Below are 23,594 nucleotides of genomic sequence, written 5' to 3'. Positions count from 1 at the left end.
AATCGACGTGCATGAACGGAACGGGAGAAATCGAGGCGATTCACGTCGCCGACGAGGCGGAAACCGAACCGGAAGGAGTCGCGGAAGTGGAGGCGGTCGCAGGGCGCGGACTGCGCGGCGACCGCTATTTCACCGACGACGGAACGTTTTCGGGCGACGACATCACGTTCATCGAAGCGGAGGCGCTCGACGCTATCGAGGAGGAGGCGGGAATCGCGCTCGAACCGGGTGCCCACCGCCGAAACGTGACGACGCGAAACGCGGCGCTGAACCACCTCGTCGGCGAACGGTTTCGCGTCGGCGAAGCGGTTTGTGAGGGGGTCGAACTCTGTGAACCGTGCTCGCATCTGGAGTCGCTGACCGAGAAGGGAACGCTTTCCGCGCTGGTTCACCGGGGCGGCCTTCGCGCCAGTATCGTCGAATCCGGCGAGATTCACGTCGGCGACGGCATCGAACAACTGTAGAGGATGGCGATTGAGACTGCTCGGCGAACACGCCGGTAGGCGGTTCCTACACCGTAACCTGCCGTCGATTACGTCGAAACGTTTTCCGTGAACCGTTCGAAGGTCTCGCGTACTCGAACGTAAAAACGAGTCAACGACAGAGTGTTTATTTCCACTCTCGTACGTAAATTACCCATGCGCCGTAGAAGATTTCTGCTGACGTCCGGAGCGACACTCGCCGGGGGGGCCCTGGCGGGGTGTACCGGTTCCGAACCGAAGAACGGCGGGAATGGGGACGATTCGACTACGAACGAAACGAGCGGGTCGGGGATGTCGAACGAGACGACCACGAGCGGAGGTGGTGGCGGTGGCAAAACGACCGTCGATGGCTTCCAACTCGTTTCGACCGACGTGCCGAAGCAGGTCACGATGGGACAGCAGTTCTCGCTCTCGCTCACGCTCAAAAACGTCGGCGACGAGCCGAAAGCGTTCCAGTCCTCGGTTCAGGTGGACGGCAACTCGCCGGGGGCACAGCAGACGGGGCAGATGCAGACCGACAAAATCGACCCCGGAAAGACGACGAAGTGGTCCACCACGCTCACGTACCCGTACGTGGCGAAGGTCAACTATCGAATCGAGAAGTTGGACGAGACGTTCACCATCGATATCGTCGGCGAGAAACTCTCGTTCGGCGAGACGTTCCGTAGTCCGACTGAAGTCGCCATGACGATACAGGACATCACGCTCACCGACCATTACCGATACGAACCGAGCGGTGGGGGGTCCGAGAACGTGGAAGCGAGCGACGGCCGACAGTGGGCCTTCGTCACCGTCAAAGCCGAGAACAAGTTCCGTATGAAACAGACCCTTCCGAAGGGCGAGCAGATTCACCTGATAGTCGGCGGCGACAAGGTTTCGATGGCGGACATCGCCAAGGAAGACGGGAAGTACGAGGTCAACCGGTTCGGCGACCGAACCGTCGCGTCCGGTGAAAGCCTGACCGGCTGGCTCGCCTACGAAATCTCCGCCGATACGTCGGTGGACGACTTAACTGTCGAGTGGAAAGGCAGCGACGGTAACGGGTCGTGGTGGGCGCGCTGGAGTCAGTAGTTCAGTTCCACGCGGCCCCGTCCGGGTCGATGAGTCGCTCTTCGTTGTCGATGGCGGCGATTACCTCCATGTCCTCGTCGGCCAGTTCGGGGGCAGAGAGGTTTTCTCGGAGATGACTCTCTCCCGTGGCTTTTGGGATGGGGACGACGTTCTCTAGCCCCTGCAACCACGCGATGCTGATTTGGGTCGGCGTCGCGTCGTACTTCGCCGCGATGTCGCGGAGTTCGGGCACGTCGTCGGCGTCGCCCCGCAGTATCGGTGCGTAGGCGACGAGCGTGATGTCGTGTTCCGTGGCGTACTCGTGGAGTTCGTCCTGCTGGAGCAGCGGGTGCATCTCGACTTGGTTGGCGACGACGGGGGCATCGAGCAGGTCGCGCGCCTCGTCCAGCAGTTCGGGCGTGAAGTTGCTCACCGCCACGTTCCGTGCCGTTCCGTCGTCGTACAACGTGTCGAAGGCCGGAAGGGTGTCTTCCGCGTCGTAGGCCTTCATGGGCCAGTGGACGTAGAGCAGGTCGATGTAGTCGGTACCGAGTCTGTCGAGGCTTTCCGCCGTGCTCTCCAGCACGTCGTCGTGTGCGAGGTTGTCCGGGAGGACCTTCGTGGCGAGGAACACCTCCTCGCGGGGAACGTCCGCGGCGGCGATTCCGTCGCCCACCCCCGATTCGTTGTCGTACATCTGCGCGGTGTCGATGTGTCGATAGCCGAGCGAGAGCGCGGTCCGAACCGTCTCGGCACACTGTTCGGGGTCTTTGTTGCCGGACGTTCCCAAGCCGGGCGATGGAATCTCCGTCATGGCGTCGAGGACGGACGCGATGGCGAAAAAGGTCCGTATCGCGGAAGCGGTGGCCCGTTCGAGCGGCGGCGATGGGTTGTTACCGTCACACCCGCCGCTTTCGCGGCCGGTCATATCGACTTTCTTCGCGCCGACTTTCGTCCCGAACTCGCCACGCTTCCACTGGAAACGGTGGGGTCCTCGATGTGCCACCAACCCGCACGTCTGACGTGTGTCTGTCGCTCGGCACCCTATCCCGAACGTTCCCCTTTCGATGGTCGGCGTTCGACCACCTGGATGCGGTTTGTGAATCCTTCTCTAACCCCTCCGTTTCCGGTGGAAAAGTTATGCCGGGGTTTCGAGGGGGTTGTGTCTCGCGCGGAAACGCGCGTCAGCGGCCGGTGGCCATCGTTTCCTGTGGAACTTCGAGACGGTAGGTGCGGTCGTTCGGGCGGTCCGTTCCCGGGCGTGGTGGTCCGTGGTCGCTCAGTAGTCCCCGGCGATGACGTACGGGTTGCTCCACAGCGTCACCTGCAGGACGACCGCCTTGAACCACGCGTCGTGCATCTTTTCGACGGTTTCCTCGTCGTGGTCGCCGTTTTCGAGGAACGGCCGCATCGTCGCGGTGATGGGGTAGATGAACGCCGACATGTAGCGGAAGGGAATGTGGTTGACCGAATTCACGTCGTCGGTTTGGTTCTTCTTTCGGCGGGTGTGACGCAGGCCTATCTCCTGTTGGTACCGGAGCCAATCGTCGTCGTAGGGCGGGTTGCAGGTGTCCCGTATCCACTGGCCGAACCGGGCCCGCACCCGCTCCAGATACTCCTCGATGGGTTCGCCGCCGGGAGTGCTGAAATACTGCATCAGATGGGGGTGGTCGGCGACGAACCCGTACCACGTGTCGAGTACGTCGTCGATTTGTCCGTCGAGGACCTCGCCCGCCAGTCGAAGGTGCTCTTCGTCCTCCTCGGTGAACATCACGGTCTCCTTGAGCAGGTCGAAATCCTCGCGGTCGATGGGTGAGTCGGGAACGGACTCCTCACCGTAGGTGTAGCCGGGGATGTCTTCGTGACTCATGGGAGTTCGGACCGAGTAACGACCCCCGAGTCGATAATCGTGATGGCCGTCACGATGGTCACGCAACCGCCCTCAGTCCATCGTTCCGGTGACTGTATCGCAGGTGAGACAGTACACTTCCACTTCGTCCCCATCGTCCGTCATCCGCATCCAGTGTTGGGTCTGCGCGCCGCATTCGGGACAGTCCCTGAGGAGTTCGCCGTCCTCGCTCTCGCCCGGTGCACCGAGTGCGAGGGCGACGACACGCTCGTCGCCGTCGTTTTTGCCCATCTGGTAGTCGCCCGGCGCGAACAGGACGATTTCGCCAGCCTCGACCACCACGCTGCCGTTTTTCGTCTCGAACGTCGCGGTGCCGGATTGGACGTAAAAGACCTCCTCTTGGTCGAAGTGGGTGTGGAGGCCGGGGGAGAAGGTGTCGCCGGGCGCGAGTTCGTAGTAGTTGATGGCCATGTCTTCGGTGCCGAGTGCGTCGCCGACCGGTCGGGTCAGGTCCGCCGAACTGATGCGTCCGTCAACGTCGTCGATGGTGACTTTCTCCATACTCCCCGTCCGATGGCCGGTCGGAAAACGGTGTTCCCAACGGGGACCCACTCGGTCGAAGCGGTTCAGTCGAAGCGGCCGGTTTCCGCGCCGCAGTCCAGACAGGAGGTGACGAGTTCGTCTCGGCTGTCGGCCATCTCGATTTTGTTCCGGGTTCGCTCCCCGCACTCCTCGCAGTGGCGGTACATCTCTATCTCCTCGGTGTCGCGGGGCGCGCCGAGTGCGAGGGCGACGACGCGTTCTTCGCCCTCGTTGACGCCGCGCTGAAACTCGTCGGGCGCGAACCGAATCAGTTCGCCCGCCGAGACGACGACATCCTCGTCGTCCGTCTCGAACGTCACGGTGCCGGATTGGACGTAAAAGACCTCTTCTTGGTCTCCGTGTGCGTGGTAGCCGAACGCGAAACTGTCACCGGGCGCGAGTTCGTAGTAGTTGATGGCCATGTCCTCGGTGCCGAGCGCCTTCGAAACCGGGCGTCGAACGTCGGCCGCGCTCATCTGTCCGTCAACGTCGTCGATGGTGACTTTCTCCATGAGGGTTCCTTCGGAGGAGGCGCCCTAAAACCTCCCACCGATTCGCGTCGATATTTAAAGCTACCGTCGGGCGAAAAACCCACTCCCGGTTTTCCGGGCTTCTTCCGCTTGTTTTTAGCCCAGCCTAAAAAATCTCGTCCGCACGAAGTTTTAAGTGATGTACTGGGATTTAAGTACTACTTTCGCGTCTACCCGATAGGTGAGAGACCGATGGCTATTGACCCACAATTTCACGAAAACCGCGAGAAAGTAGACGACCACGAGGGCCACGACGTGTGGGGTCCGGTGGACGAACCCGACAAACTCGGCATCCACGGCACCCACGTCGCGGTCGACTTCGACCTCTGTATCGCCGATGGGGCGTGCCTCGAAGACTGCCCGGTCGACGTGTTCGAATGGGTGGACACCCCGGGCCACCCCGAGAGCGAGGAGAAGGCAGACCCGGCCAACGAAGCCCAGTGCATCGACTGCATGCTCTGCGTGGACGTGTGCCCGGTCGATGCCATCGACGTGGACGCTGGCCGCGCCTGAGCGGAAGCGAAAATCCTCTTTTGTGTTATCCGCGGTTATTTATATATCGGCTCACAACTAGCTGTATGAATCTTCGAAGCCCTCCAACCTCCGTGGGGCGGTGGTAGCCGTGGGTCCGACTATCGGAAGAGAGGAAGACGACGTTCTCGACCTCGACCTCGACGACGTTGAGGTTCCGTTCGAACCCGTTGACGTCCTCGGCACGGAACACGAGGACGACACGCTCACCGTCTACACCGTCACCGGCGGCGGCGCATCGCTCGTTCTGTCCGTCGAAGAACCCTCCCGAACGCGTTCGACGCCGGTGGCCGATACGGACCTGACGGCACCGCTCAGAACGGGACTTTCCTATCTCTTTCGGGACGGTATTCGAACGGTTCGCGTCCGAATCCCCCCTGAATCGGCTACCGACGCGCTCTCGTCGCTCGGCACCGCTTCCTCGTATCGATACGACGAACTCTCGTTTACCGCGAGCGTCGAAAACTAACGTTCGTCCGCGCCGTCCGACCCGTCTACTCCGTCAATTCCGTCTACTCCGTCTACGCCGAGTTCTCGCTGCAAGTTTTCCATCACGTCCGACTCCGAGAGCGATTCGAACTGCTCTCGAAAGTGGTCGTCGCAGAGGCCGACCACCACGCCGTCCATCTCGGGTTCGAACGTCGCTTCCCGATCACAGTAGTGACACCGCATGGGACTGGCTATGGGTTCCACGAAATTGAACCCACCGCTCCGGGACGCCGAACCGACGTCAGAGCGTCACTGCGCTTCTGAAATGACGATACTCTTCCTTCGAAAGTCCCGCTTTCCCGAGCACGTCCTCGTGAGCGTCGCTTCCGCCAGTCGGTACGAGGTTGTTGTCGGCGATGGCGCGTTCTATCGGTCGCGTGTCCACCTCGCGTCCGTAGGGATAGTATCGCTCCACGGCGTCCAACTCGCTCGTCAGGTCGAGCGCCGACCGCGGGTCGTCGTACCGGTACGGGTGGGCCAGTCCGACGAGGCCGCTCGCTTCCGAGAGGAGTTCGACGCCGCGCTCGAAACTCGACACGTCTCGGGCGACGTAACACGGCCTATCGGTTCCGATTAGTTCCTCGAATGCGTCGGAGAAACCGTACTTCGTCTCCGGATGCGCGGCGATGGCTCGGGCGATGTGCGGCCGTCCCAACCCCTCGCGCGATTCGAGGTCGAGGGAAATCCCGAGACGGTCCTCGACGCAATCGATGATGGCTTGGCCGCGCTGTTTTCGGTCGGTCTGCAGACGCTCCAACTCGTCGGCGAGTTCCGGCGTCGGATAGACGCCGTAGCCGAGCAGGTCGAGGTGCTGTCCGTCCGGTGCTTCGACCCGGAGTTCGATGCCGTGGACGACCGTGATGCCGTCCACGACGGAGACCGGCGTCGGCAGGTCGGGGTGAAGTCTATCGTGGTCGGTGATTGCGACGACCGAGACGCCCGCCGACCGGGCGGCCGACGGAACCTCGGATAATTCCATCGCGCCGTCGGAGTTGGTCGTGTGGACGTGAAGGTCCGCGAAAACGCTCATACTCCCTGTCGGGCGGCTCCGACGAAGGTGTTTGTGGTTCGGTCACCGTCTTTAACCCACCGTCTTCCATGATAAAAACCCGAGACGCCCCCGAGTTTATACTGATTGTACATCCTTATATTCTCCTATGACCCTTGCCGACAAAGTTTATAATGAACTTTACTGTATGACCTCTCGTAATGACGCTGAAACAGGCAAGCCAACTGCTCGACTCACACCAGTATCCGACCGACACGGAGCGGTTGATCGCGTCCCACGGCGACTACACTATCGACCTCCCCAACGGCACCGAAACGCTCGAAGAGGTGTTCAACCGCGTCGGGAACGAGACGTACGAATCGTCACAGCAGGCACAAGAAGCGATGTACAACGGTCTGAGTAGCAAAGCGATTGGCCGCCGCCACTACAGCGACCGCGACCCCACGACGATGGGGACGTTCGGGCCCGACCAGATCTCCTTCTAACCTGTCAGACCCATTCGAGGGCCCGATTCAGTGAGAGCGGAACCGACCCTTTTTCGTAGGCCTCGATGTGCCCGGACGGTCGAGCGCGGAAGACGACTGCCGGTCGGTGGCGAACACCGGGTTGTTCGCCGACGACGGCGGCCCACTCGTCGTCCCGGAAACCGGTGCAATCGACGAACAACACAGCACCGCCGCCGTGTTCGCTCAACTGCCCGTTCGTCTTCGTTTCGGCCGTCTCGCGCACCGCCGCGACGGGTGTATCGGCGGCCCGCCGCGTGGGTGGACGCGGACGGGTCACTTCGACCAACGAGGACTGGTCGCCGTCCCGCGGGTCGGCGCGAAAGTCGAGCGAGTGGCCGGTCGTCACTTCGATTTCGGGCTCCACGTCGTATCCGGCGTCGGTCAACACCTTCGCCACGGTGAACTCGCTCATCGTGGAACTCATTCGGTTCTCGTCGAAGTACTCGCTCGTCCCGAGTTTCGAGGCCATCGTGTACCGATAGTCGTCCAACGCGCCGGTGCTGAGGAACCGTTCGTAAAACGAGAGCGCCTCGTCGCGCGTCGCGTCGGGGAATCCCGCCGCGTACTTGCGGAAGAACGCCCGCGAGGTTTCCCGCCCGTCCTTCGAGAAGAAGACGGGAAGGAAGAACCACGAGAGGTAATCGTACTCGGCCAGCCACGGCGATTCGACGGCCAAATCTGCGAGGAGTTCGCGTTGACTCCATCGCGCGATGGGGTACGGAACCTCGTCGAAGGTGTGCTTGTTCGTTCGCCACAGCGCGGGCGGCGTCTCGGTGTTCCCGAGCCAATAGGCGAGGTCGTCGTTCCAGACGAACAGCGCCACGTCGCCGTTGTCCATCTCGAAGCGTCGCGCCTCGAAGCCGTTCGGTTCGACGTAGTGGGGCGTCGTCGAACGCGCCCCGAGGTTCGAGTCGAGGTGCGAATACAACTCCGTCGTTATGCGGTCGTCGTCCCACCGCTCCGTAGAGCGGCGAAAGCGGAGCGGGCTTGCCACGTTGACACCTAGTAACCGAGAATGTTTACGTGTTGTGCACCTCGTGGGATTCTCCCGCCTCCCTTTTCCGTCGTTTTCGCCGTCGTCCCGTTCGGTCCATTTTTCCTGATTCCCCCTTCCGTCTGACGATGTTCCATCGTGAAGGTATAATGTGATTATCCGTTACATTAATAACTGACCCTCGCCAAGTATGAGTGTGGTTGTCATGTCAATGGGTGCCTATGACGAAGAAGAACACGAACGTCGTGAGCGGAAGAACAGTACCGTCGATGCGGCTTTCGACGACGAACGGTCGCAGTATCACGGGACTGTCGAGTACGACTCCGGCGATTCGGCCGAAGACCTTCTCAAGCAGTTCGAGAAGATGAAGTCCGAGTAGCACGTTCCTTCTTCGCGCTTCGTTCACCAACCGGGAGGCGATGGTGCACCGGCTCCCGGTTCGATTCGCTCCGCGACCGACGGGTCCGGAACTCCGGTTTTTGTTTGCGACATCGCTTCCCACGCACGAATCGACCGACCGACCCACGAGTCGGTCTCGCGTACCGTCGCTAACACCGTTTCGTACGTTTCACGGTTGATGCTCGTCGTCCCAGGTCGATTAGCCGCGGCAGTGGCGACGAACCGTGCGCGGTCCTCGTCGGTTAGCTCGCCCGCACGCATGCGCTCGACGACTCCCGCCAGTTCGTCGGGTTCGGGATGGACGAAAACTTTTTCGCCGACGGCTTGCGGTCCGAGCAGGAGTCCCGAGAGCGCGTCCGGCGGTTCGTCGTCCACCAGTCGGTCTCCGTCGAACGCCGCCTCGACTCGTTCACACTCCGTCTCTTGTCCCAACTTCAGGTTGTGACCGGGGTACTCCGAACACTCCAGCGGATACAGGTCGTCGTCGTGAATCCGGCACTGGAGCGTTTTCGGGTCGAGAAACGCACAGGTCGGGAGCCATCTCGGTTCCTCGCTGTCGAACGGCTCGACCGGCTTGAGCGGTTTGCGAAGGCCGAGAAAGAACGCGGGCTTTCCCTCGATGGCGGCCAGTTTCACGCCGCCGACGTCCGTCCCCGAATCGTCCTGCCAGAGCCGCGGCGTCAATGCGTCGGCGAGTCCCGCTTCGACGAACGCCACCACTTCCTCGCGCATGAGCGGGACGAAATTGTGGGCGTCGTCCAACGGCTTTCGTGCGCCGCGTCGTTCGTGGTCCGGGATTTCGGGTGCGATGTCGCGCCAATCGATACAACAACCCGCACATCCCTCACAGTTCACCTCCATACCGACCGAAGTACGGTAGTCGTTCGCATAAACGGTCGGGTGGAACTATCCCGTTGTGGAACCAATCGTGCGTATGGACGACGATACCGACGTGCGCGTCTGGTTGGTCGAACGGACGTATTCGGACGACGAACAGAACCTCATCATCCTCGTCTACGCGACCCCCGACGGGTCGCGCTACTTCCGGAAGGAGCGTGCACTCACGAGTTTTACCGGTGCCGCGCGGGAAACGACCGCCGCACTCGACGTGTCGCCGAACCAACTCGGGGCGGTCGATGACCCGGAGACGCGCGAGCGATACGCGACTGAAGCCGAACGTATGGCGGACGAATACGACCCCGCGGAGTCCGTGTGAACTATTGTGCTACGGACGGATATTTTCTACAAATATCTAAATATATGAGGGCGTAGAAGATTAAATACTAAGATAAAACAGAATAATTTATATCTTACTAGCTGTATTTTCGAAGCGATGCGAAGACGAACGTTCATGTCAGCGCTCGCGGCGGCAACCGCAACGGGACCGATCACCACAACCCTCAGCTCCGAAGTACGCGCCGCTTCGGGCGATATTCCACCCCTCGTCTGTCACTCGACGTCGAGTTTCCTCGACGCCAGCGGCGGCGAGTTGACCGACAGTTCCATTATCGCGGTGTGGGCGGAGGACACCGCCACGAATCACGACGCCGACTCGAACGGCGACGCGACACTCTACAGCAGCGGAACGCCCATCCCGCTGGTCGTCTCCGACTCGAACGTCGTCGCGTTCGGGTCGATGCTGGTCGAGGACGGCACGAACTGGCAACAGGGCAACGAGGAGTTCGTCCTCAACGCGTGGGACGCCGAACTCGGCGGGTCAGGTACCGTCCTCTTCGACGAAGGTCACGGCCAGTACTACGACCTCGCGTCGTTCTCCAAGTTCGAGAGCTACGCCGAGAACAACGGCTACACGGTCACGGCCACCTCGAACCTCTCGGCCGAACTCGGGAGCGCCGACGCGGCGGTCATCACGTCGCCGAGCACCGCGTTCTCCAGTTCGGAACTCGACGACCTCGCCACCTTCGTCGCGGGCGGCGGTACGCTGTTCGTCCACGACCAATCCGACTACAACGACAACGATACCACGGCCAACCTGAACGACTTCGCCAGCTATCTGGGTCTTTCCTTCCGATTCAACGACGACGAGGTGCTCGACACCTCGAACAACGGCGGCGCGGATTACAAACCGCTCACCAGCCAGTTCAACACCGCGTTCGACTACTTCACCGACCGCGACGGGTTGGGACTGGACAAGAGCAAGACCTACACCGTCGACGTCACCAAAGTCTCGGACGGCGACACGGTGACGGTGCAGTTCGCGGACGGTTCGACCGAGAGCATCCGAATCCTCGGCATCGACACGCCGGAGAAGGCGTCGAACAGCTCCGCCGAGCGGATTCAGGAGTGGGAAGGCATCGAATCGATGACCTACCTCCAGACGTGGGGATCGAACGCCACCGACTTCGGCAAGAGCGAACTGGGCGGCGCGACCGTCGAACTCTCGTTCGACCAGAACGAACCGCTCCGCGACACCTACGGCCGCGTGCTCGGTTACATCCACTACGACGCCACGGGCGACGGCACCCGCGACGACTTCTACAACCTCCGCGCCGTCGAAACCGGTAACGCCCGCGTGTACGGTTCCGGTTCCTCGTACCACGACGACATTTGGCGCGCGGAAGACACCGCGCAGTCGAACGGCACGGGCGTCTGGGGACAGAGCGACCCCGACGCCTCCTCGGAAATCCGAAACCGGGCGGTGAACGACCTCTTCCTCCCGCAAGCCGCCAGCGTCAAGACCCCCTCCGGCGGCGTGAGCGATTCCCGCGTCCCGATTTACGCGGAGAGCACCGCTACCCAGTCCGGCGGCTACACCTATAGCGGCGACATCCCGCTCGCGGCGGTGGACGACGCCGCCAACGTGGCCGTGGTCGGTAGTCCGCTCATCGACGAGAGCTACGAGAGCTCCGAAGGTTTCGCCGTCGATACGTCGGACTACGAGAACTTCGTCTTCCTCACGAACCTCATCGACTACGTGAGCGACCGAAGCGGGGACATCCTCATCGACGGTGGCCACGGTCAGTTCGACGCGAGCTACGCCGTCTCCAACGACGACGCGGCGTACTACCAGCGCTACCTCGAAGGCGTGGACCTCTCGTTCGACCAGGCGAACGACCTCGACACCTTCGACCTCTCGCGCTGGCAGGCCATCGTCGTCACCACGCCCGCCGACGCGTTCACCAGCGCCGAAATCGACGCGCTCACCTCGTTCGTCGCGGACGGCGGCGCGGTGGTCCTCGTCGGCGCTGGCACGGCACCGTCGGGTGCACGCACCAACCTGAACGACCTCGCGTCCGCGCTCGGAACCGACCTCCGAATCAACGGCGACCACGTGACCGACGGCACGAACAACGTCAACGGCGATTCGGGCATCCCGACGACGACGGTCTTCGACACCTCTTTCCCGCTGTTCGACGCCTACGACGGCTCGACCGGCGGCGGCGACGGCGGTAGCGGCAGCGGCGACCTCTCCATCGCTCAAATCCACGAGGACGCGGCGGGCAACGACAACAACAACCTCAACGACGAGTACGTCGTCTTCGAGAATCCCGGAACTGGTTCCATCGACCTCTCGGGGTGGACCGTCGAGGACGAAGCCGCCCACACCTACGCCTTCCCGAGCGGCTTCACGCTCGACGCGGGCGCGCAGGTGACGCTTCACACCGGAACCGGTTCGGACACGAGTTCCGACCTCTACTGGGGCAACACCGGTACCGCGATCTGGAATAACGGCGGCGACACGGTGTCCGTCTACGACGACAGCGGCGCGCTCTACACGAGCGAGTCGTACTGAAACGGACGACGCGAACGACTTTTGCGGCTTTTTTGACTTGCACCGTTCCCGAGCGATTGCACCGATTTCGGATGGAACGGCCGTCTACGGACGGATATCTGTGTGCGGTCCGAATCCAGGGATGTATCGGATAGTGCTATACGAAATGATCCACCTCGTTCGATTGTCGATACCGCTTCGAAACGGCGTCCGGGTCGAGACCCGTGTCACTCCCCGTGACGGTCAGACGCGACCGTCACGTCGAACGCCGCCGGGTCGGCGTCCGCGACGGCGGGGAGATTTCGGAGCCGCGGTCGTAGAAGTACGTACAGTCCCGTGAACCCGAAGCCGAACGCGGCGAGTCCCATCGTCGTCGTCGTTCCCAGCACCTCGGCGACGACGCCGCCGACGAGCGAACCGAGCGGCAGCGTAGCTCCCGAGGCGGTTCCCTTGATGGACGACACGCGGGCGAGGCGGTCGGCCGGAAACACGGTCTGGTTCAGCGTCGCCGTGAGCACGCCGCTGATGCCCGCTGGCACCCACGCGAGTCCGAAGAGAACGACGGTGAGCGTCGTCTTCGGCGCGTACACCGCTGCGAGCCAGCAGCACGCGGCCACCGAGTGGCCGACCATGAGCAGCCGTCCGTACGAAACGCGTTCGAGATAAGGCGCGAGGAGCGAGCCGACCAGTCGGCCGATGCCGAGCGCACCGAGCAGCAGGCCGTAGACGGCGGGGCCGCCGAGCGCGTCGCCGAAGGCCGGGAGAATCGCGAGCGTCACCCCGGTCGCCAAGTTGGCCACCGCCGTGGTGAGTACCAGTTCGACGAAGACGCTCCCGCGGAGCACGTCCGCTCCGTCCCGTAGGTCGCCGACGTACGAGTCGAGTATCGACTCGTCGGTCCGCTCCGCTTTGTCGCCTCTCTCGCCGACCTTCGGGACGGCGATACCGGCGAACAACAGTCCCGCGACGGCGAACGTGGCCGAGTCGAACAGGAACAGCGTCGTCGCGCCGAAGACGGCGATGAACGCGCCTCCGAGCGCGTCGAACACCATGTCGAGTCCGAGCGTGACGGTTGCGAGCGCGGAGTTCGCCCGCGAAAGCCGCGAATCGGACACGATGCGAGGGACGAGCGTCGTCTGCATCGGTGCCATCAGCAGCGTCGCCAGCGTCAGTATCGGGACCACGGCGAGCAGGACGCCGACGCTCATCCACCCCGTCGCCGCGGCGAGCGGGAGTGCGAGAACGACGACGCCTTGGAGGACTTGTGCCCCCACGAGCACCGGTTTGAGCGGGAGTCTGTCCACGACCGGTCCGGCGAGTATCTGTAAGAGCCACGGGAGCAACAACAGCGAGTTGGCGATTCCCGTGAGGACCGTCGAGCCGCTGAGGTCGAAGACGAGCCACAGGACGGCGACGGTGTAGAGGCTGTCCCCGGCGTTCGTCACGAACTCCCCGGCGAAGAACCGCCGGAAGTCGCGGTTTCGCCACAGCGATGGCGCGGTCCCGTCCGCGTCGGCCGTGGTCATTCACGACCACCTCCGGCGGTTTCGGCGGTCGTCGGCCGTAGTTCGAGCGGTCGCCACGGCCGCGAGCGATGCGTCTGTCGTTCGAAAAGCGATGCGTTCACTGGTGAGTCGCGGCTGTGTGCCCGCGACTCGGCGGATATCGGCATATGCGTGTGTGTTCGGTCGAGAAAGTGCGGCTACGGAACGTAGCGGAACGAAACCCGAGTGCTGCGGCTATCGGGCCCCGCTCCTGGGCGTGAGCGCGAGGGGTTCGAACACCGGACGATACGCGTGCCGGCGGGTCATAGAACGGTTCGTACGGAACGTGTGTCGTATGATATATAGATTTGATGGTGCTATGCCACGGGATCGCAAACCGCTAGCCGCCCGTCCGGTGGGACTCCTCCTCGACCGTCCGCTCCCGCGAACGCGCCGAACGTTCTTTGTCCGTGACCCACCAACTCCCACCGATGAGCACCGAGAAGTGCGACGGTTGTGGGGCGGACGTACCCATCGCGGGCGGTATCGCCAACCTCTGGAGTTCGAACCCGCAAACGACGGGCGGAATGACGCTAGAGTTCGAGGACGGGAGCGAGCATTTCCTCTGCTATGCCTGCATCGAGCAGTTACCGGACCATCCGTCGGCCGCGGACGTGGCGGCGCTCGAACGGAGCGAGTAGTCGAGTCGCTCGTTCCCGCCGGTTCGGACGTTTCGACGTTAATCGTACCGCCGTCGTTCGCTGTACCATCCGCCGAAGAACCCACAGGTTTTACGCGTTCGCCGTCGTTATCACGGATAGTGAATCCCGAGCGGATTTTCGACGAGTTCCCCGCACCTTCCTTCCGTGGCAACCAGCGGGAGGCGCTATCGGACATTCGGGAAGCGTTCGAGGGGGACAACGACGTGGTGTTGGTTCGCGCACCGACGGGGAGCGGTAAGTCCCTGCTCGCTCGGGCGATTGCGGGGTGTGCCCGTCGGGTGGACGAGGCCGCCCCGACCGATTCGACGGGGGCGTACTACACCACGCCGCAGGTATCCCAGTTGGACGACGTGGCCGAGGACGCCCTGCTGGACGACCTCAAGATAATCCGAGGGAAGCGAAACTACTCCTGCATCCTGCCGGGCGAGCACGACACCCCCGTGAACCGAGCACCTTGTGCCCGCGAGAAGGGCTACGACTGCTCGGTCAGACACCGGTGTCCGTACTTCTCCGACCGCGCCATCGCCAGCAACCGCGAAATCGCGGCGATGACCTTGGCGTACTTCATGCGAACCGCCGGGTCGGAGGTGTTCCGCAAGCGGGACGCGGTGGTCATCGACGAGGCCCACGGACTCGCCGAGTGGGCCGAGATGTACGCGGCCATCGACCTGAATCCGCGCACGGTGCCCATCTGGGACGACCTGAAGATTCCCGAGATAACCGGACTCGACAGGGCGGTCGACTACGCGGACCGACTCGTCGGCACCTGCAAGCGACGGAAGGACGACCTCATCGCGCAGCCCGAACTCACGGCCGCCGAGGTCGCCCGACGGGACCGGTTTCAGGAACTCATCTCCGAGTTGGACTGGTTCGTGGACGACTACCGCGACCCGGACAGCGCGACGGAGTGGGTGGTGGACCAACCGGACGGCGCGGGCGGGCCGATAACCATCAAGCCGATGAACCCCGAGCGCTACCTCGCCCACACCGTCTGGGAACGCGGGAACAAATTCGCGCTCCTCTCGGCGACGATTTTGAACAAGGAGGCGTTCTGTCGGCAGGTCGGCCTCGACCCCGAACGCGTCGCCCTCGTGGACGTCGGCCACACCTTCCCGGTCGAAAACCGGCCGCTGTACGACGTGACGCAGGGGAAGATGACCTACGAGCACCGCGAGGAAACCCTGCCGAAAATCGCGCGGACGGTCGTCAGAATCATGCAGGAACACCCGGACGAGAAGGGTATCGTCCACGCCCACTCCTACCACATCCAGAAAAAGCTCGCGGAGCAGTTGGAGGCGTTCGGCGTCGGCGGGCGGGTGCGCGCCCACGGCCGCGATTCGCGCGACGCCGACCTCGATTCGTGGAAAGCGACCGACGACCCGGACGTGTTCCTCTCGGTGAAGATGGAGGAGGCGCTCGACTTGAAGGGCGACCTCGCGCGCTGGCAGGTGCTCTGTAAGGCTCCCTTCTTGAACACGAGCGACTCGCGGGTCGCCCACCGACTCGAACACGGGCAGTGGGCGTGGTACTACCGCGCCGCGCTCCGAACCGTCATTCAGGCCTGCGGGCGGGTGATTCGCGCGCCGGACGATTACGGCGCGACGTATCTCGCGGATTCCAGCCTCCTGCAACTGTTCGACCGCGCTCGCACCGACATGCCCGACTGGTTCGCAGAGCAGGTGGACCGCATGGCGCACCCCGACCTGCCGGAGTTCGACCCGCGTTCGGCGGGCGGTTCTGGCGGCAGCATCGGCTACGGCGATACCCGGCAGTTCGATGGTAACACCAGTGGCAACAGCGGACGCAACGATTCGTCCGACGGAAACGAGTCGGGAGGCACCGATTCCGGTTCGAACTCGCGCCGGAATTCACGTTCGCGGCGCTCCCGGAAGAAGAGTCCCATGGCGGACGTGTGGGACACGGAGTAGCCGCGATTCTTGTCGAGTCCGTCAGATGAACGTGACGGTGTAGGCCACCGCCGAACTCAACATCAGGAGCACGAAAAACAGCGAGATGAGTTTCTGTCTATCCATGCGAAAAGCGAACAGTTCTCGGGTGATAAGTATTTTCCACGACCGATGTTTCGTCACTCCACCCGAGCGTCAACCACGACGTGCCACACGCCCTCGCTGTGGCTCTTGACGCGGCGCGTATCCAGAATCTCCACGTCCCGTCCGTGCTCGTGGGCCGCCGATTCAAGCCGCGAAACCGGGCGCTCCCACAGCCGATTTTCGGGCGTCGTCTCGTGCATGTGGACGACGCCGCCGGGTTCGAGGGCGGCCAGTGCCGTGTCGAGGTACTCGTGTGCGTCGTAGTAACCCATGACGACGCGTTCGACGCGCACGTCCGCCATCTCCCGGCAGTCGGCGCGGTAGGCGTCGATGCGGTCGGGGACGTCGTTCAGCATCGCGTTCTCCACGAGGAACTTGAACGACGCCGGGTTGCGCTCAACCGCGGTCACGTTCGCCCCGGCGCGGGCCATCGGGAGCGTGAAGTAGCCGATTCCGGCGAACATGTCGAAGACGCGTTCGTCCGGCGAAACGACGTCGCCCATCCGGGAGCGCTCGCGTTGGTTTCCGGGGGCGAACATCACCTCTCGGAGGTCGAGGGCGTACTTCGTCCCGTGCTCCGTGTGGACGGTCTCGGTATCGCCAGACCCCGCGACGACGCTCACGTCGGGTTCCCGGTGCTCGCCGGAGATTCCGCCGCGGGAAAGGACGGTTTCGGCTTCGCCGTGGAGGGCGAGCAGTTCCTCGCCGACCTCCTCGGGTCGCGGACAGTCGTCGAACTGGACGAGAATCACGCTTCCGACGACGGCCCACGACTTCGGTGCGCGGTCGATGTCGTCGTCCGACCACCCGCGCTCCCGAAGCAGGGAGTCGAGGTCCGTGTGTCGAATCTCGGGGTCAGACTGTTCGACGATTTCCTCGAACCGCGTTTCGGTCGGCCGCGCGGTCACGGGCAGTTCGACCAGTTCGTCGTCGTGTTCGCTGACTTTTCTGGCGTCGTCGTAAACGCCTTCCGCCTCCAGTTCCGCGATGGTCGCTTCGGCCCGCGGTTTCGCCACGAGGACGGCGAGGTTACGCATCCGGAACCACGTACAGCCCGTTTCGACTCTTGAACACGGGGACCGTCTCCGCGTCCTCGTCCATGTACGACGGCTTGGAAATCGTCTTCGTCTGGTAGGTTTCCGGGTCGAGCACCTGCACCGCGCGCTCGTCGGTCACCGCGACGAGCGTCGTCTCCTCGGCGTCGTCGATGGTGCCCAACTTGCGCGCGTCCGAGGCGTCCTCGTCTCCGAACTGCGCCTCGTACTCGTCGCCGGTCGTGATTCGCTTGCCTTTCAGGTTTCCGCGCACGCTCCGAACGAGCACCGGCCCGTCGTCGTCCGGGCTGATGATGTCGCCGGGCGTGAACGGCGGCAGGCGGACGGAGTAGGTGACGCGATACACCTCGTTGCCGTCCTCGTCCTCCGTGACGAGGGTTTCCGAGTCGGTGAAGCTCCCGCCGAACTCCTCGACCAGTTTGTTCGAAATCTTCTTGCCGATGTTGTTGGTCGAGACCTTGATGTTCAGGCCGTCGGGCGTCGCGTCCATGTCGGTGACGAAGGCGTTTCTGTCGCCCGTCGCCTCCATGTCCGCGACGATTTCGTTGGCGATTTCGCGGGCGCGCTTCTCCTCTTCCGGCGTCGGCGTCCGGTCCACGCCGCGTACTTGCACGATGCTCGCGTAGTAGTCGCCCGCGATTCGCCCACAGCGGGTACACGTCTGGCGGGCGATCATCACGGGGACCATGATCTCCTCCTCGACCAGCGTGTCGCGGACGACGCCGGAGAAGTAACAGTGCATCCGAATCGTGTTCGGGTCTATCTGTTCGGGTTCCACCTGCCACGACACGTCGCGGGCATCGACGTGGACCGCGAGCGCTTCGCTCACTTCCTCGATGGCGATGTCGGTGTAGTCCCGCGCGCCCACGTCCACCCAGCGTCGGCCGCGGTAGACGGCACCGCACTGTGCACACACTCGGACTTCGATTCGCTCCGGGGCGTCCACGAGGTCGAATCGGTCGAAATAACACGCGTCACAGAGCTTTCGCTCGCGTGGAGAGGCGGAGGTCGGATAGTCCCGTTCCGTGATATCGACCTCGATGGGGTCGCCACAGTTCGGGCAGAATTCGCCAGAATCGGTCATTGACGGTTCTATGTCGTTCGCGCTTTTAAGCCTGTAGAAGGCTCACGGCAGGACGAACTCGTCATCGTCCACGGCATCGCGCCACGAGTGGGTCGGTTCCCAGCCGAGCATCGACTCGGCTTTCGCGGTCGAGAAGGCCGAGTCGGTCCCGGCGATATCACACCGCTCCGGGACTCCACCGAAGAACTCGACGAGGGCGTCTTCGATGGGTTCGTCGAGGTAGTTGTCGGCCGCCGAGACGATGAAGGGTTCGTGACCATCGAAGTCCGCCGTGATGGCGCGTTCGATGGCCGTCACGACGTCCCGAACGTCCACGTAGGACCAGAAGTTCCCCGCGCCCGTTGCGAGGTTGGTCCGCGCGTCGAGACAGTCGTACTCGTCGGGAAACTGCACCCACGACCCGCGCATCGACGCGACCGGAACGTCGTATCGACGGGCGACCATGCCCCCGATTTGTTCGCCGACGACTTTCGAGGTCCCGTACGGGTCTTCGGGTCGAAGCGGGTGTTCTTCGTCCAGCGGCAAGTACTCGGGGAGGGTCGGTTCGCCCGCGAGTTGGAAGCCGTAGGCGCTCTCGTTCGACGCCCACGCGATTCGGGCGTTCGTTCGCCCCGCCGCGGTGAACACGTTGTAGGCCCCGACGACGTTGTTTTCGAAGATGCGCATCCCCGCGTGGCGCTCCGGCGACGGCAGCGTCGCCCAGTGAACGACCGCATCGGGATTCTCCGTCGAAATCGCCTCCGCGGTTTCGACCTGATCAGTCAAATCCGCCGCACGAAACGAGAGCCCCCGATATCCCCCGAGTTCCCAGTTCGACCGAGAAAGACCGAGACAAGTGACGTCCCACCCTCGTTCGGCGAGGTGTTTGGCGAGCCATCGGCCAGAACGGTTGAGACTACCGGCTAAGACGACCGTACCGGTCATCGAGATACCCTCGCCGGTTCAAACGAGAACATACGCCCCTTATTCCGCCTCCGGGGGTAAGCGTTCCGGCCTCAGCGAAACTGAAATTTCAATTTTCGTTATGTTTCTCACCGGTCGGAGAAAACTCCCCCTTCCCGCTTGCTACTTATCCGCACACGACGACGAATCTTTAAACGGTCGGAATCCCTAGACTGAAGCATGAAATGGAAGGCAGATTGGGGACTTCGAGCCAGGATGGGCTTTACGATGTTCCTCCTGTTCGCCCTGTACCTCGTATTCGCCGTGATATTAACCGAGTCACTCGGTTATGCAAGCCAGTTGGTCTTCTTAGTTATGGGTGCGGTCGCATTCAGCCAGCTCTTCTTCAGCGACAAACTCGCGCTGTGGAGCATGGGCGCACACGAGGTCAGCGAGGACGAGTATCCCGACCTCCACGCGACCATCAGCCGACTCTCCCAGCAGGCCGACCTGCCGAAGCCGAAAGTCGCCGTCGCGCAAACTCGCGTCCCGAACGCGTTTGCGACCGGGCGCTCCCAGAAGAACTCCGCCGTCTGCGTGACGACGGGACTCCTCCAGACGCTGAATCAGGAGGAGTTGGAGGGCGTGCTCGCTCACGAACTCGCCCACGTCAAGAATCGCGACGTGATGGTCATGACCATCGCGTCGTTCCTCTCGACCATCGCGTTCATGATCGTTCGCTGGGGCTGGCTGTTCAGCGGCGGGCGCGACAGCCGGGACGGGAATCAGGTTCCCGTCTTCGTCGCCATCCTCGCGTCGCTCGTGGTGTGGATTATCAGTTACTTCCTCATCCGCGCGCTCTCGCGCTACCGCGAGTTCGCCGCGGACCGCGGCGGGGCGACGATTACGGGCAAGCCGTCCGCGCTCGCGTCCGCCCTGCTGACCATCGACGGCGGGATGGACCGGGTGCCACAGGAGGACCTGCGCGAGACGTCGGAGATGAACGCGTTCTTCATCATCCCCGCAAAAGCAGGCTTCATCAGCAAGCTGTTCAGCACGCACCCCAGCACCGAGGCGCGGGTCGAGCGACTCCGCGATATGGAACGCGAGATGGAGTCCTACTGACGCTACGGCGTCTTGATGTAGGCGTATCCCTCTTTGGCCTGTAGTTTCGTGAGTTCACCGACGCCCGCGGGGACGACTTCGACTCCTTCGAGGAGGTCCTCTTTCGTGTAGTTGAGCTTGTTCATGCTGTTGTGACACGCCTTTAACTTCACGCCCTTCTTTGCGAGCGATTTCACTGTCTCGGCTTGGGTGGAGTCGGTCGAGAGGAGTTTGACGCCCACGCCGTTGGCGACGAGCGCGATGGTCTCCGTGTCGGTCGAGTCGTCGTTCAACAGGTTGGCGACGTTCGCCACCGCGTGTTTCTGGTGGTCGTCCCCCTCGCTGAAGTGGAATACTGAACTCATTGTGATGTCGTTGGAAGCGTCTTCCGTGGTTTCCTCGTCAGTCTCGGTCGTCTCCGTCGTCTCGGTTTCCGTCGTGGAGGTGTCGGCACCTTCGGCGTCGCTCGGGCCGCTCGAACACCCCGCGAGCGCGACGGCGGTGCCAGCACCTGCCAGTTCGAGAAACCGGCGTCGGGAATGCGTTCCCATCGGTTTTACGGACGGGCTCGATACCCTTTATTAACTGCCACATAAGTATCGCCTCCCTTTTTCCGCACCGACTTCGTACACCTCGGTATGGGATTATTCGACGGCATCCGTGAGGTGCTCGGCATCCGCGCCGAGACGGACGCGGGACGCGAGGCCGACCCCGAAGACCTCTTCGGGATGAGCACGGCCTACGTCACGATGGAAGCCGACCTCGGCTACGAATCGGTCGGGCAGGCGGCGCTCTGTTTTTCGGAGGTCGATAGCACCGACTTTCAGGACGCGGTGGACGAAGTGCACGCCATCCTCGAAGCCGGAAAGGAGGAGACCGGCACCGAAGCGACCGCGCACGTGGACAATCACGGCTACTCGTGGTTCGTCCTCGAAGACGACGACCCCGAAGACCTCGTGACGAGCCTCCACTTCGCGGCGGACACGTTCGTCGAGGAGGGCTACGGGTCGCGTCTCCTCGCCGCTATTTTCGGCTTCCAGCGGGACGGCAACTACGTCTACTGGGTGTACTCCTTCCGCCGCGGGGCCTACTATCCCTTCGCGCCGAAGCGCGGCCACGAGCGCGACTCGGCGGCCGAGTTCAAACTCCGGAGCAACATGGACGGCGAACTCGAAATCGAGTCCGACGAACAGTACTGGTATCCGCTCTGGCCGGACCACACGAGCAAACATCCGTGGGAATAACTTCCACGCGATTTCCTTTTCGTATCTAAAGGCTTCCCTTCCTATTCTGATATCCCGACACCGCCCGCCAGTTTCACTTTCACTCCGCTGTTAACGGAGGTTTATATGATGACGGGAACAAGGCAAGAGTACAATGGCAGACGTAGACCTCGAAGCACTCCCCGGCGTTGGTCCAGCGACAGCAGAAAAACTCCGTGACGCGGGATTCGATTCCTATCAGAGCCTCGCGGTTGCGAGTCCCGGCGAACTCAGCAACACCGCCGACGTCGGCGAGAGCACGTCCGCCGACATCATTCAGGCCGCCCGAAAGGAGGCCGACATCGGCGGGTTCGAGACCGGTTCGCAGGTTCTCGAACGACGCGAGCGAATCGGCAAGCTCAGCTGGCAGATAGACGAAGTGGACGAGTTGCTCGGCGGCGGCGTCGAGACCCAATCCATCACCGAAGTGTACGGCGAGTTCGGTGCGGGGAAATCCCAGATCACCCACCAGCTTTCGGTGAACGTCCAACTGCCGCCCGAACAGGGCGGTCTCCACGGCAGCGTCATCTTCATCGACTCCGAAGACACGTTCCGCCCCGAACGTATCGACGACATGGTTCGCGGCCTGCCGGACGAGGCCATTCAGGCCACGATGGACGACCGCGAAATCGACGGTTCCCCGGACGACGAGGAAGCGATGGAGGAACTCGTCGCCGACATCCTCGACAAGATTCACGTCGCAAAGGCGTTCAACTCCAACCACCAGATGCTCCTCGCGGAGAAGGCACAGGAACTCGCGGGCGAACACGAGGACAGCGACTGGCCCGTCCGACTGGTCTGTATCGACAGCCTCACCGCCCACTTCCGCGCCGAATACGTCGGTCGTGGACAGCTCGCCACCCGTCAGCAGAAACTCAACAAACACCTCCACGACATCGACAAGGTGGGTAACCTGTACAACACGGCCGTCGTCGTGACGAATCAGGTTTCGTCCAACCCCGACTCGTTCTTCGGCGACCCGACCCAGCCCATCGGTGGCAACATCCTCGGCCACAAATCGACGTTCCGGATGTACCTCCGAAAATCGAAGGGCGACAAGCGTATCGTCCGACTCGTGGACGCGCCGAACCTCGCCGACGGTGAGGCCGTCATGCGCGTGCAGGACGGCGGTCTGAAGCCGGAATAATCGCCGACTATTTTGAGTTTTTCTCGCAATATCGAATATCGAGTGAGCGGCTGAAATCATCCGAGCGCAGTTCGATGATATCGACTGCCCCGAGTTCACCCGTCTTCACCGTTTCTCTCTGGTTTATTCCATTCCGTCCTCATATTGTTCGTGAACATGTCTTCGAATCTAGTTCTCATGCTCTTGGAATAGCATCACAATATTATGCCTGTGCGTCGCGTCTCTTCAGGTGTGATGAGCACATGAACGGCTATGCAATCGTCCTCGCGTCCGAGGACATCGAAAAAATTCAGGCGGCGAGCATGATCGGGTCCATCGCCGCGGCGTCCGACATTCCGGTCGAGGTTTTCGTAACGATGAACGCGCTCAACGCGTTCGAAACGGAGACCGTCGAACGGAACGACTTCAAAGGCGGCCGCGTCGCCGAGGCGATGATGAGCGCTTCGGACGTTCAGGTTCCCCTGTTCACCGACCAACTCGAACAGGCGAAGGACCTCGGCCCGATGACGGTGTACGCCTGCACGATGGCGATGGACCTGCTCGGAAACACGCTCGACGACTACGTGGACGTCTTCGACGACGAACTCGGCGTCGCCGGATTCCTCGAACGAGCACAGGACAAGAACGTCATATTCGTCTAAACTGGTGA

The 23,594-nt window shown here is 62.5% G+C and carries 27 protein-coding genes; 14 read left to right on the top strand and 13 right to left on the bottom strand.

The genetic code is table 11. The features are described from left to right. Positions 1-11: 11 nt before the first annotated feature. Both B208_RS0109920 and B208_RS0109915 read left to right on the top strand, forming a co-directional pair. Complete coding sequence (locus B208_RS0109920; protein WP_007976298.1) at positions 12-464, top strand: MOSC domain-containing protein; 453 nt, start codon at positions 12-14, stop codon at positions 462-464. 174 nt (positions 465-638) lie between these two features. Continuing rightward, on the top strand, positions 639-1,553 hold the full coding sequence (locus B208_RS0109915; protein ID WP_007976300.1) for a twin-arginine translocation signal domain-containing protein: 915 nt from the start codon (positions 639-641) through the stop codon (positions 1,551-1,553). Position 1,554: 1 nt separating this feature from the next. Here B208_RS0109915 and B208_RS0109910 read toward each other — a convergent pair whose 3' ends face one another. The 4 genes from B208_RS0109910 to B208_RS0109895 all read right to left on the bottom strand — a co-directional run bounded on the left by B208_RS0109910 (position 1,555) and on the right by B208_RS0109895 (position 4,475). Further along, positions 1,555-2,538: an aldo/keto reductase gene (locus B208_RS0109910; protein ID WP_007976302.1), complete on the bottom strand. Its 984-nt coding sequence runs from the start codon at positions 2,536-2,538 to the stop codon at positions 1,555-1,557. 273 nt (positions 2,539-2,811) lie between these two features. Beyond that, complete coding sequence (locus B208_RS0109905) at positions 2,812-3,402, bottom strand: protoglobin domain-containing protein (protein ID WP_007976304.1); 591 nt, start codon at positions 3,400-3,402, stop codon at positions 2,812-2,814. Positions 3,403-3,474: 72 nt separating this feature from the next. Further along, positions 3,475-3,942: a cupin domain-containing protein gene (locus tag B208_RS0109900; RefSeq protein ID WP_007976306.1), complete on the bottom strand. Its 468-nt coding sequence runs from the start codon at positions 3,940-3,942 to the stop codon at positions 3,475-3,477. Between the two features lie 65 nt (positions 3,943-4,007). Continuing rightward, positions 4,008-4,475 carry a cupin domain-containing protein gene (locus B208_RS0109895; RefSeq protein ID WP_007976307.1) on the bottom strand — a complete coding sequence of 156 codons (468 nt, stop codon included), beginning with the start codon at positions 4,473-4,475 and terminating at the stop codon, positions 4,008-4,010. A gap of 210 nt (positions 4,476-4,685) precedes the next feature. Here B208_RS0109895 and B208_RS0109890 point away from each other — a divergent pair, with 210 nt between their 5' ends. Together B208_RS0109890 and B208_RS0109885 are read left to right on the top strand one after the other, a co-directional pair. Further along, positions 4,686-5,006, top strand: coding sequence for a 4Fe-4S dicluster domain-containing protein (locus B208_RS0109890; RefSeq protein WP_007976309.1), 321 nt, complete (start codon positions 4,686-4,688; stop codon positions 5,004-5,006). 100 nt (positions 5,007-5,106) lie between these two features. Further along, positions 5,107-5,493, top strand: coding sequence for a hypothetical protein (locus B208_RS0109885; protein WP_232423769.1), 387 nt, complete (start codon positions 5,107-5,109; stop codon positions 5,491-5,493). On the opposite strand, the gene B208_RS0109880 is transcribed toward B208_RS0109885, so the two are convergent. Further along, positions 5,490-5,717, bottom strand: coding sequence for a DUF6757 family protein (locus B208_RS0109880; RefSeq protein WP_232423768.1), 228 nt, complete (start codon positions 5,715-5,717; stop codon positions 5,490-5,492). The genes B208_RS0109885 and B208_RS0109880 overlap by 4 nt on opposite strands. Positions 5,718-5,754: 37 nt before the next feature. Next, on the bottom strand, positions 5,755-6,543 hold the full coding sequence (locus B208_RS0109875) for a PHP domain-containing protein (RefSeq protein WP_007976315.1): 789 nt from the start codon (positions 6,541-6,543) through the stop codon (positions 5,755-5,757). A gap of 179 nt (positions 6,544-6,722) precedes the next feature. Here B208_RS0109875 and B208_RS0109870 point away from each other — a divergent pair, with 179 nt between their 5' ends. Then, positions 6,723-7,007 carry a DUF5789 family protein gene (locus tag B208_RS0109870; protein ID WP_007976317.1) on the top strand — a complete coding sequence of 95 codons (285 nt, stop codon included), beginning with the start codon at positions 6,723-6,725 and terminating at the stop codon, positions 7,005-7,007. A gap of 4 nt (positions 7,008-7,011) precedes the next feature. Here B208_RS0109870 and B208_RS0109865 read toward each other — a convergent pair whose 3' ends face one another. Next, entirely contained in the window at positions 7,012-8,022 is a 1,011-nt protein-coding gene (locus B208_RS0109865) for a DUF5784 family protein (protein ID WP_007976319.1), read from the bottom strand. 205 nt (positions 8,023-8,227) lie between these two features. Here B208_RS0109865 and B208_RS23805 point away from each other — a divergent pair, with 205 nt between their 5' ends. Continuing rightward, the gene (locus B208_RS23805) at positions 8,228-8,401 is read left to right on the top strand and encodes a DUF5786 family protein (protein WP_007976321.1); all 174 of its coding nucleotides are present in this window, start codon (positions 8,228-8,230) and stop codon (positions 8,399-8,401) included. 23 nt (positions 8,402-8,424) lie between these two features. Here B208_RS23805 and B208_RS0109855 read toward each other — a convergent pair whose 3' ends face one another. Continuing rightward, on the bottom strand, positions 8,425-9,282 hold the full coding sequence (locus tag B208_RS0109855; protein ID WP_007976323.1) for a YkgJ family cysteine cluster protein: 858 nt from the start codon (positions 9,280-9,282) through the stop codon (positions 8,425-8,427). Between the two features lie 73 nt (positions 9,283-9,355). On the opposite strand from B208_RS0109855, the gene B208_RS0109850 reads away from it, so the two are divergent. Beyond that, complete coding sequence (locus B208_RS0109850) at positions 9,356-9,637, top strand: hypothetical protein (RefSeq protein ID WP_007976324.1); 282 nt, start codon at positions 9,356-9,358, stop codon at positions 9,635-9,637. Positions 9,638-9,754: 117 nt separating this feature from the next. Next, positions 9,755-12,175, top strand: coding sequence for a DUF4350 domain-containing protein (locus tag B208_RS0109845; protein ID WP_018128846.1), 2,421 nt, complete (start codon positions 9,755-9,757; stop codon positions 12,173-12,175). A gap of 206 nt (positions 12,176-12,381) precedes the next feature. Here the strand turns inward: B208_RS0109845 and B208_RS0109840 are convergent, their stop codons facing one another. Beyond that, positions 12,382-13,680, bottom strand: coding sequence for an MFS transporter (locus tag B208_RS0109840; RefSeq protein WP_007976326.1), 1,299 nt, complete (start codon positions 13,678-13,680; stop codon positions 12,382-12,384). 449 nt (positions 13,681-14,129) lie between these two features. Here B208_RS0109840 and B208_RS0109835 point away from each other — a divergent pair, with 449 nt between their 5' ends. Then, positions 14,130-14,339, top strand: a complete 210-nt coding sequence (locus B208_RS0109835) for a DUF7561 family protein (protein WP_007976328.1) — start codon at positions 14,130-14,132, stop codon at positions 14,337-14,339. Between the two features lie 119 nt (positions 14,340-14,458). After that, positions 14,459-16,288 (top strand): helicase C-terminal domain-containing protein, encoded by a 1,830-nt coding sequence (locus tag B208_RS0109830; protein ID WP_007976329.1) that lies wholly within the window; start codon positions 14,459-14,461, stop codon positions 16,286-16,288. Positions 16,289-16,446: 158 nt separating this feature from the next. Here the strand turns inward: B208_RS0109830 and B208_RS0109820 are convergent, their stop codons facing one another. The 3 genes from B208_RS0109820 to B208_RS0109810 are packed head-to-tail and all read right to left on the bottom strand — an operon-like array spanning position 16,447 to position 19,474. Further along, entirely contained in the window at positions 16,447-17,448 is a 1,002-nt protein-coding gene (locus B208_RS0109820; RefSeq protein WP_007976331.1) for a class I SAM-dependent methyltransferase, read from the bottom strand. Further along, positions 17,441-18,550 (bottom strand): 60S ribosomal export protein NMD3, encoded by a 1,110-nt coding sequence (locus B208_RS0109815; protein ID WP_007976332.1) that lies wholly within the window; start codon positions 18,548-18,550, stop codon positions 17,441-17,443. The genes B208_RS0109820 and B208_RS0109815 overlap by 8 nt, the downstream gene beginning before the upstream one ends. A gap of 42 nt (positions 18,551-18,592) precedes the next feature. Next, positions 18,593-19,474, bottom strand: coding sequence for an NAD-dependent epimerase/dehydratase family protein (locus B208_RS0109810; RefSeq protein WP_007976334.1), 882 nt, complete (start codon positions 19,472-19,474; stop codon positions 18,593-18,595). A gap of 198 nt (positions 19,475-19,672) precedes the next feature. On the opposite strand from B208_RS0109810, the gene htpX reads away from it, so the two are divergent. Beyond that, entirely contained in the window at positions 19,673-20,557 is an 885-nt protein-coding gene (gene htpX, locus B208_RS0109805; RefSeq protein ID WP_026177800.1) for a zinc metalloprotease HtpX, read from the top strand. 2 nt (positions 20,558-20,559) lie between these two features. On the opposite strand, the gene B208_RS22980 is transcribed toward htpX, so the two are convergent. Then, complete coding sequence (locus tag B208_RS22980) at positions 20,560-21,087, bottom strand: DsrE family protein (protein ID WP_007976338.1); 528 nt, start codon at positions 21,085-21,087, stop codon at positions 20,560-20,562. A gap of 87 nt (positions 21,088-21,174) precedes the next feature. Here B208_RS22980 and pspAB point away from each other — a divergent pair, with 87 nt between their 5' ends. The 3 genes from pspAB to B208_RS0109785 all read left to right on the top strand — a co-directional run bounded on the left by pspAB (position 21,175) and on the right by B208_RS0109785 (position 23,586). Continuing rightward, on the top strand, positions 21,175-21,780 hold the full coding sequence (pspAB, locus tag B208_RS0109795; protein ID WP_007976340.1) for a PspA-associated protein PspAB: 606 nt from the start codon (positions 21,175-21,177) through the stop codon (positions 21,778-21,780). 133 nt (positions 21,781-21,913) lie between these two features. Then, positions 21,914-22,945: a DNA repair and recombination protein RadA gene (radA, locus tag B208_RS0109790; RefSeq protein WP_007976343.1), complete on the top strand. Its 1,032-nt coding sequence runs from the start codon at positions 21,914-21,916 to the stop codon at positions 22,943-22,945. Between the two features lie 242 nt (positions 22,946-23,187). Further along, on the top strand, positions 23,188-23,586 hold the full coding sequence (locus B208_RS0109785; RefSeq protein ID WP_007976346.1) for a DsrE/DsrF/DrsH-like family protein: 399 nt from the start codon (positions 23,188-23,190) through the stop codon (positions 23,584-23,586). Positions 23,587-23,594: the final 8 nt, after the last annotated feature.

The organism is Haladaptatus paucihalophilus DX253, assembly GCF_000376445.1.
Classification (GTDB): Archaea; Halobacteriota; Halobacteria; order Halobacteriales; family Haladaptataceae; genus Haladaptatus; species Haladaptatus paucihalophilus.
The sequence above is the reverse complement of the archived record's forward strand: the minus strand, read 5'-3'. Positions and strand labels throughout refer to the sequence as shown.

Coding starts and splice junctions, on each gene's coding strand:
- B208_RS0109850 (WP_007976324.1), top strand. CDS start 9,356: ATGGACGACGATACCGACGTGCGCGTCTGGTTGGTCGAACGGACGTAT.
- radA (WP_007976343.1), top strand. CDS start 21,914: ATGGCAGACGTAGACCTCGAAGCACTCCCCGGCGTTGGTCCAGCGACA.
- B208_RS0109905 (WP_007976304.1), bottom strand. CDS start 3,402: ATGAGTCACGAAGACATCCCCGGCTACACCTACGGTGAGGAGTCCGTT.
- B208_RS0109815 (WP_007976332.1), bottom strand. CDS start 18,550: ATGACCGATTCTGGCGAATTCTGCCCGAACTGTGGCGACCCCATCGAG.
- B208_RS0109855 (WP_007976323.1), bottom strand. CDS start 9,282: ATGGAGGTGAACTGTGAGGGATGTGCGGGTTGTTGTATCGATTGGCGC.
- B208_RS0109870 (WP_007976317.1), top strand. CDS start 6,723: ATGACGCTGAAACAGGCAAGCCAACTGCTCGACTCACACCAGTATCCG.
- B208_RS0109845 (WP_018128846.1), top strand. CDS start 9,755: ATGCGAAGACGAACGTTCATGTCAGCGCTCGCGGCGGCAACCGCAACG.
- htpX (WP_026177800.1), top strand. CDS start 19,673: ATGAAATGGAAGGCAGATTGGGGACTTCGAGCCAGGATGGGCTTTACG.
- B208_RS0109810 (WP_007976334.1), bottom strand. CDS start 19,474: ATGACCGGTACGGTCGTCTTAGCCGGTAGTCTCAACCGTTCTGGCCGA.
- B208_RS0109900 (WP_007976306.1), bottom strand. CDS start 3,942: ATGGAGAAAGTCACCATCGACGACGTTGACGGACGCATCAGTTCGGCG.
- B208_RS0109840 (WP_007976326.1), bottom strand. CDS start 13,680: ATGACCACGGCCGACGCGGACGGGACCGCGCCATCGCTGTGGCGAAAC.
- B208_RS23805 (WP_007976321.1), top strand. CDS start 8,228: ATGTCAATGGGTGCCTATGACGAAGAAGAACACGAACGTCGTGAGCGG.
- B208_RS0109915 (WP_007976300.1), top strand. CDS start 639: ATGCGCCGTAGAAGATTTCTGCTGACGTCCGGAGCGACACTCGCCGGG.
- B208_RS0109835 (WP_007976328.1), top strand. CDS start 14,130: ATGAGCACCGAGAAGTGCGACGGTTGTGGGGCGGACGTACCCATCGCG.
- B208_RS0109785 (WP_007976346.1), top strand. CDS start 23,188: ATGAACGGCTATGCAATCGTCCTCGCGTCCGAGGACATCGAAAAAATT.
- B208_RS0109920 (WP_007976298.1), top strand. CDS start 12: ATGAACGGAACGGGAGAAATCGAGGCGATTCACGTCGCCGACGAGGCG.
- B208_RS0109820 (WP_007976331.1), bottom strand. CDS start 17,448: ATGCGTAACCTCGCCGTCCTCGTGGCGAAACCGCGGGCCGAAGCGACC.
- B208_RS22980 (WP_007976338.1), bottom strand. CDS start 21,087: ATGGGAACGCATTCCCGACGCCGGTTTCTCGAACTGGCAGGTGCTGGC.
- B208_RS0109890 (WP_007976309.1), top strand. CDS start 4,686: ATGGCTATTGACCCACAATTTCACGAAAACCGCGAGAAAGTAGACGAC.
- pspAB (WP_007976340.1), top strand. CDS start 21,175: ATGGGATTATTCGACGGCATCCGTGAGGTGCTCGGCATCCGCGCCGAG.
- B208_RS0109875 (WP_007976315.1), bottom strand. CDS start 6,543: ATGAGCGTTTTCGCGGACCTTCACGTCCACACGACCAACTCCGACGGC.
- B208_RS0109895 (WP_007976307.1), bottom strand. CDS start 4,475: ATGGAGAAAGTCACCATCGACGACGTTGACGGACAGATGAGCGCGGCC.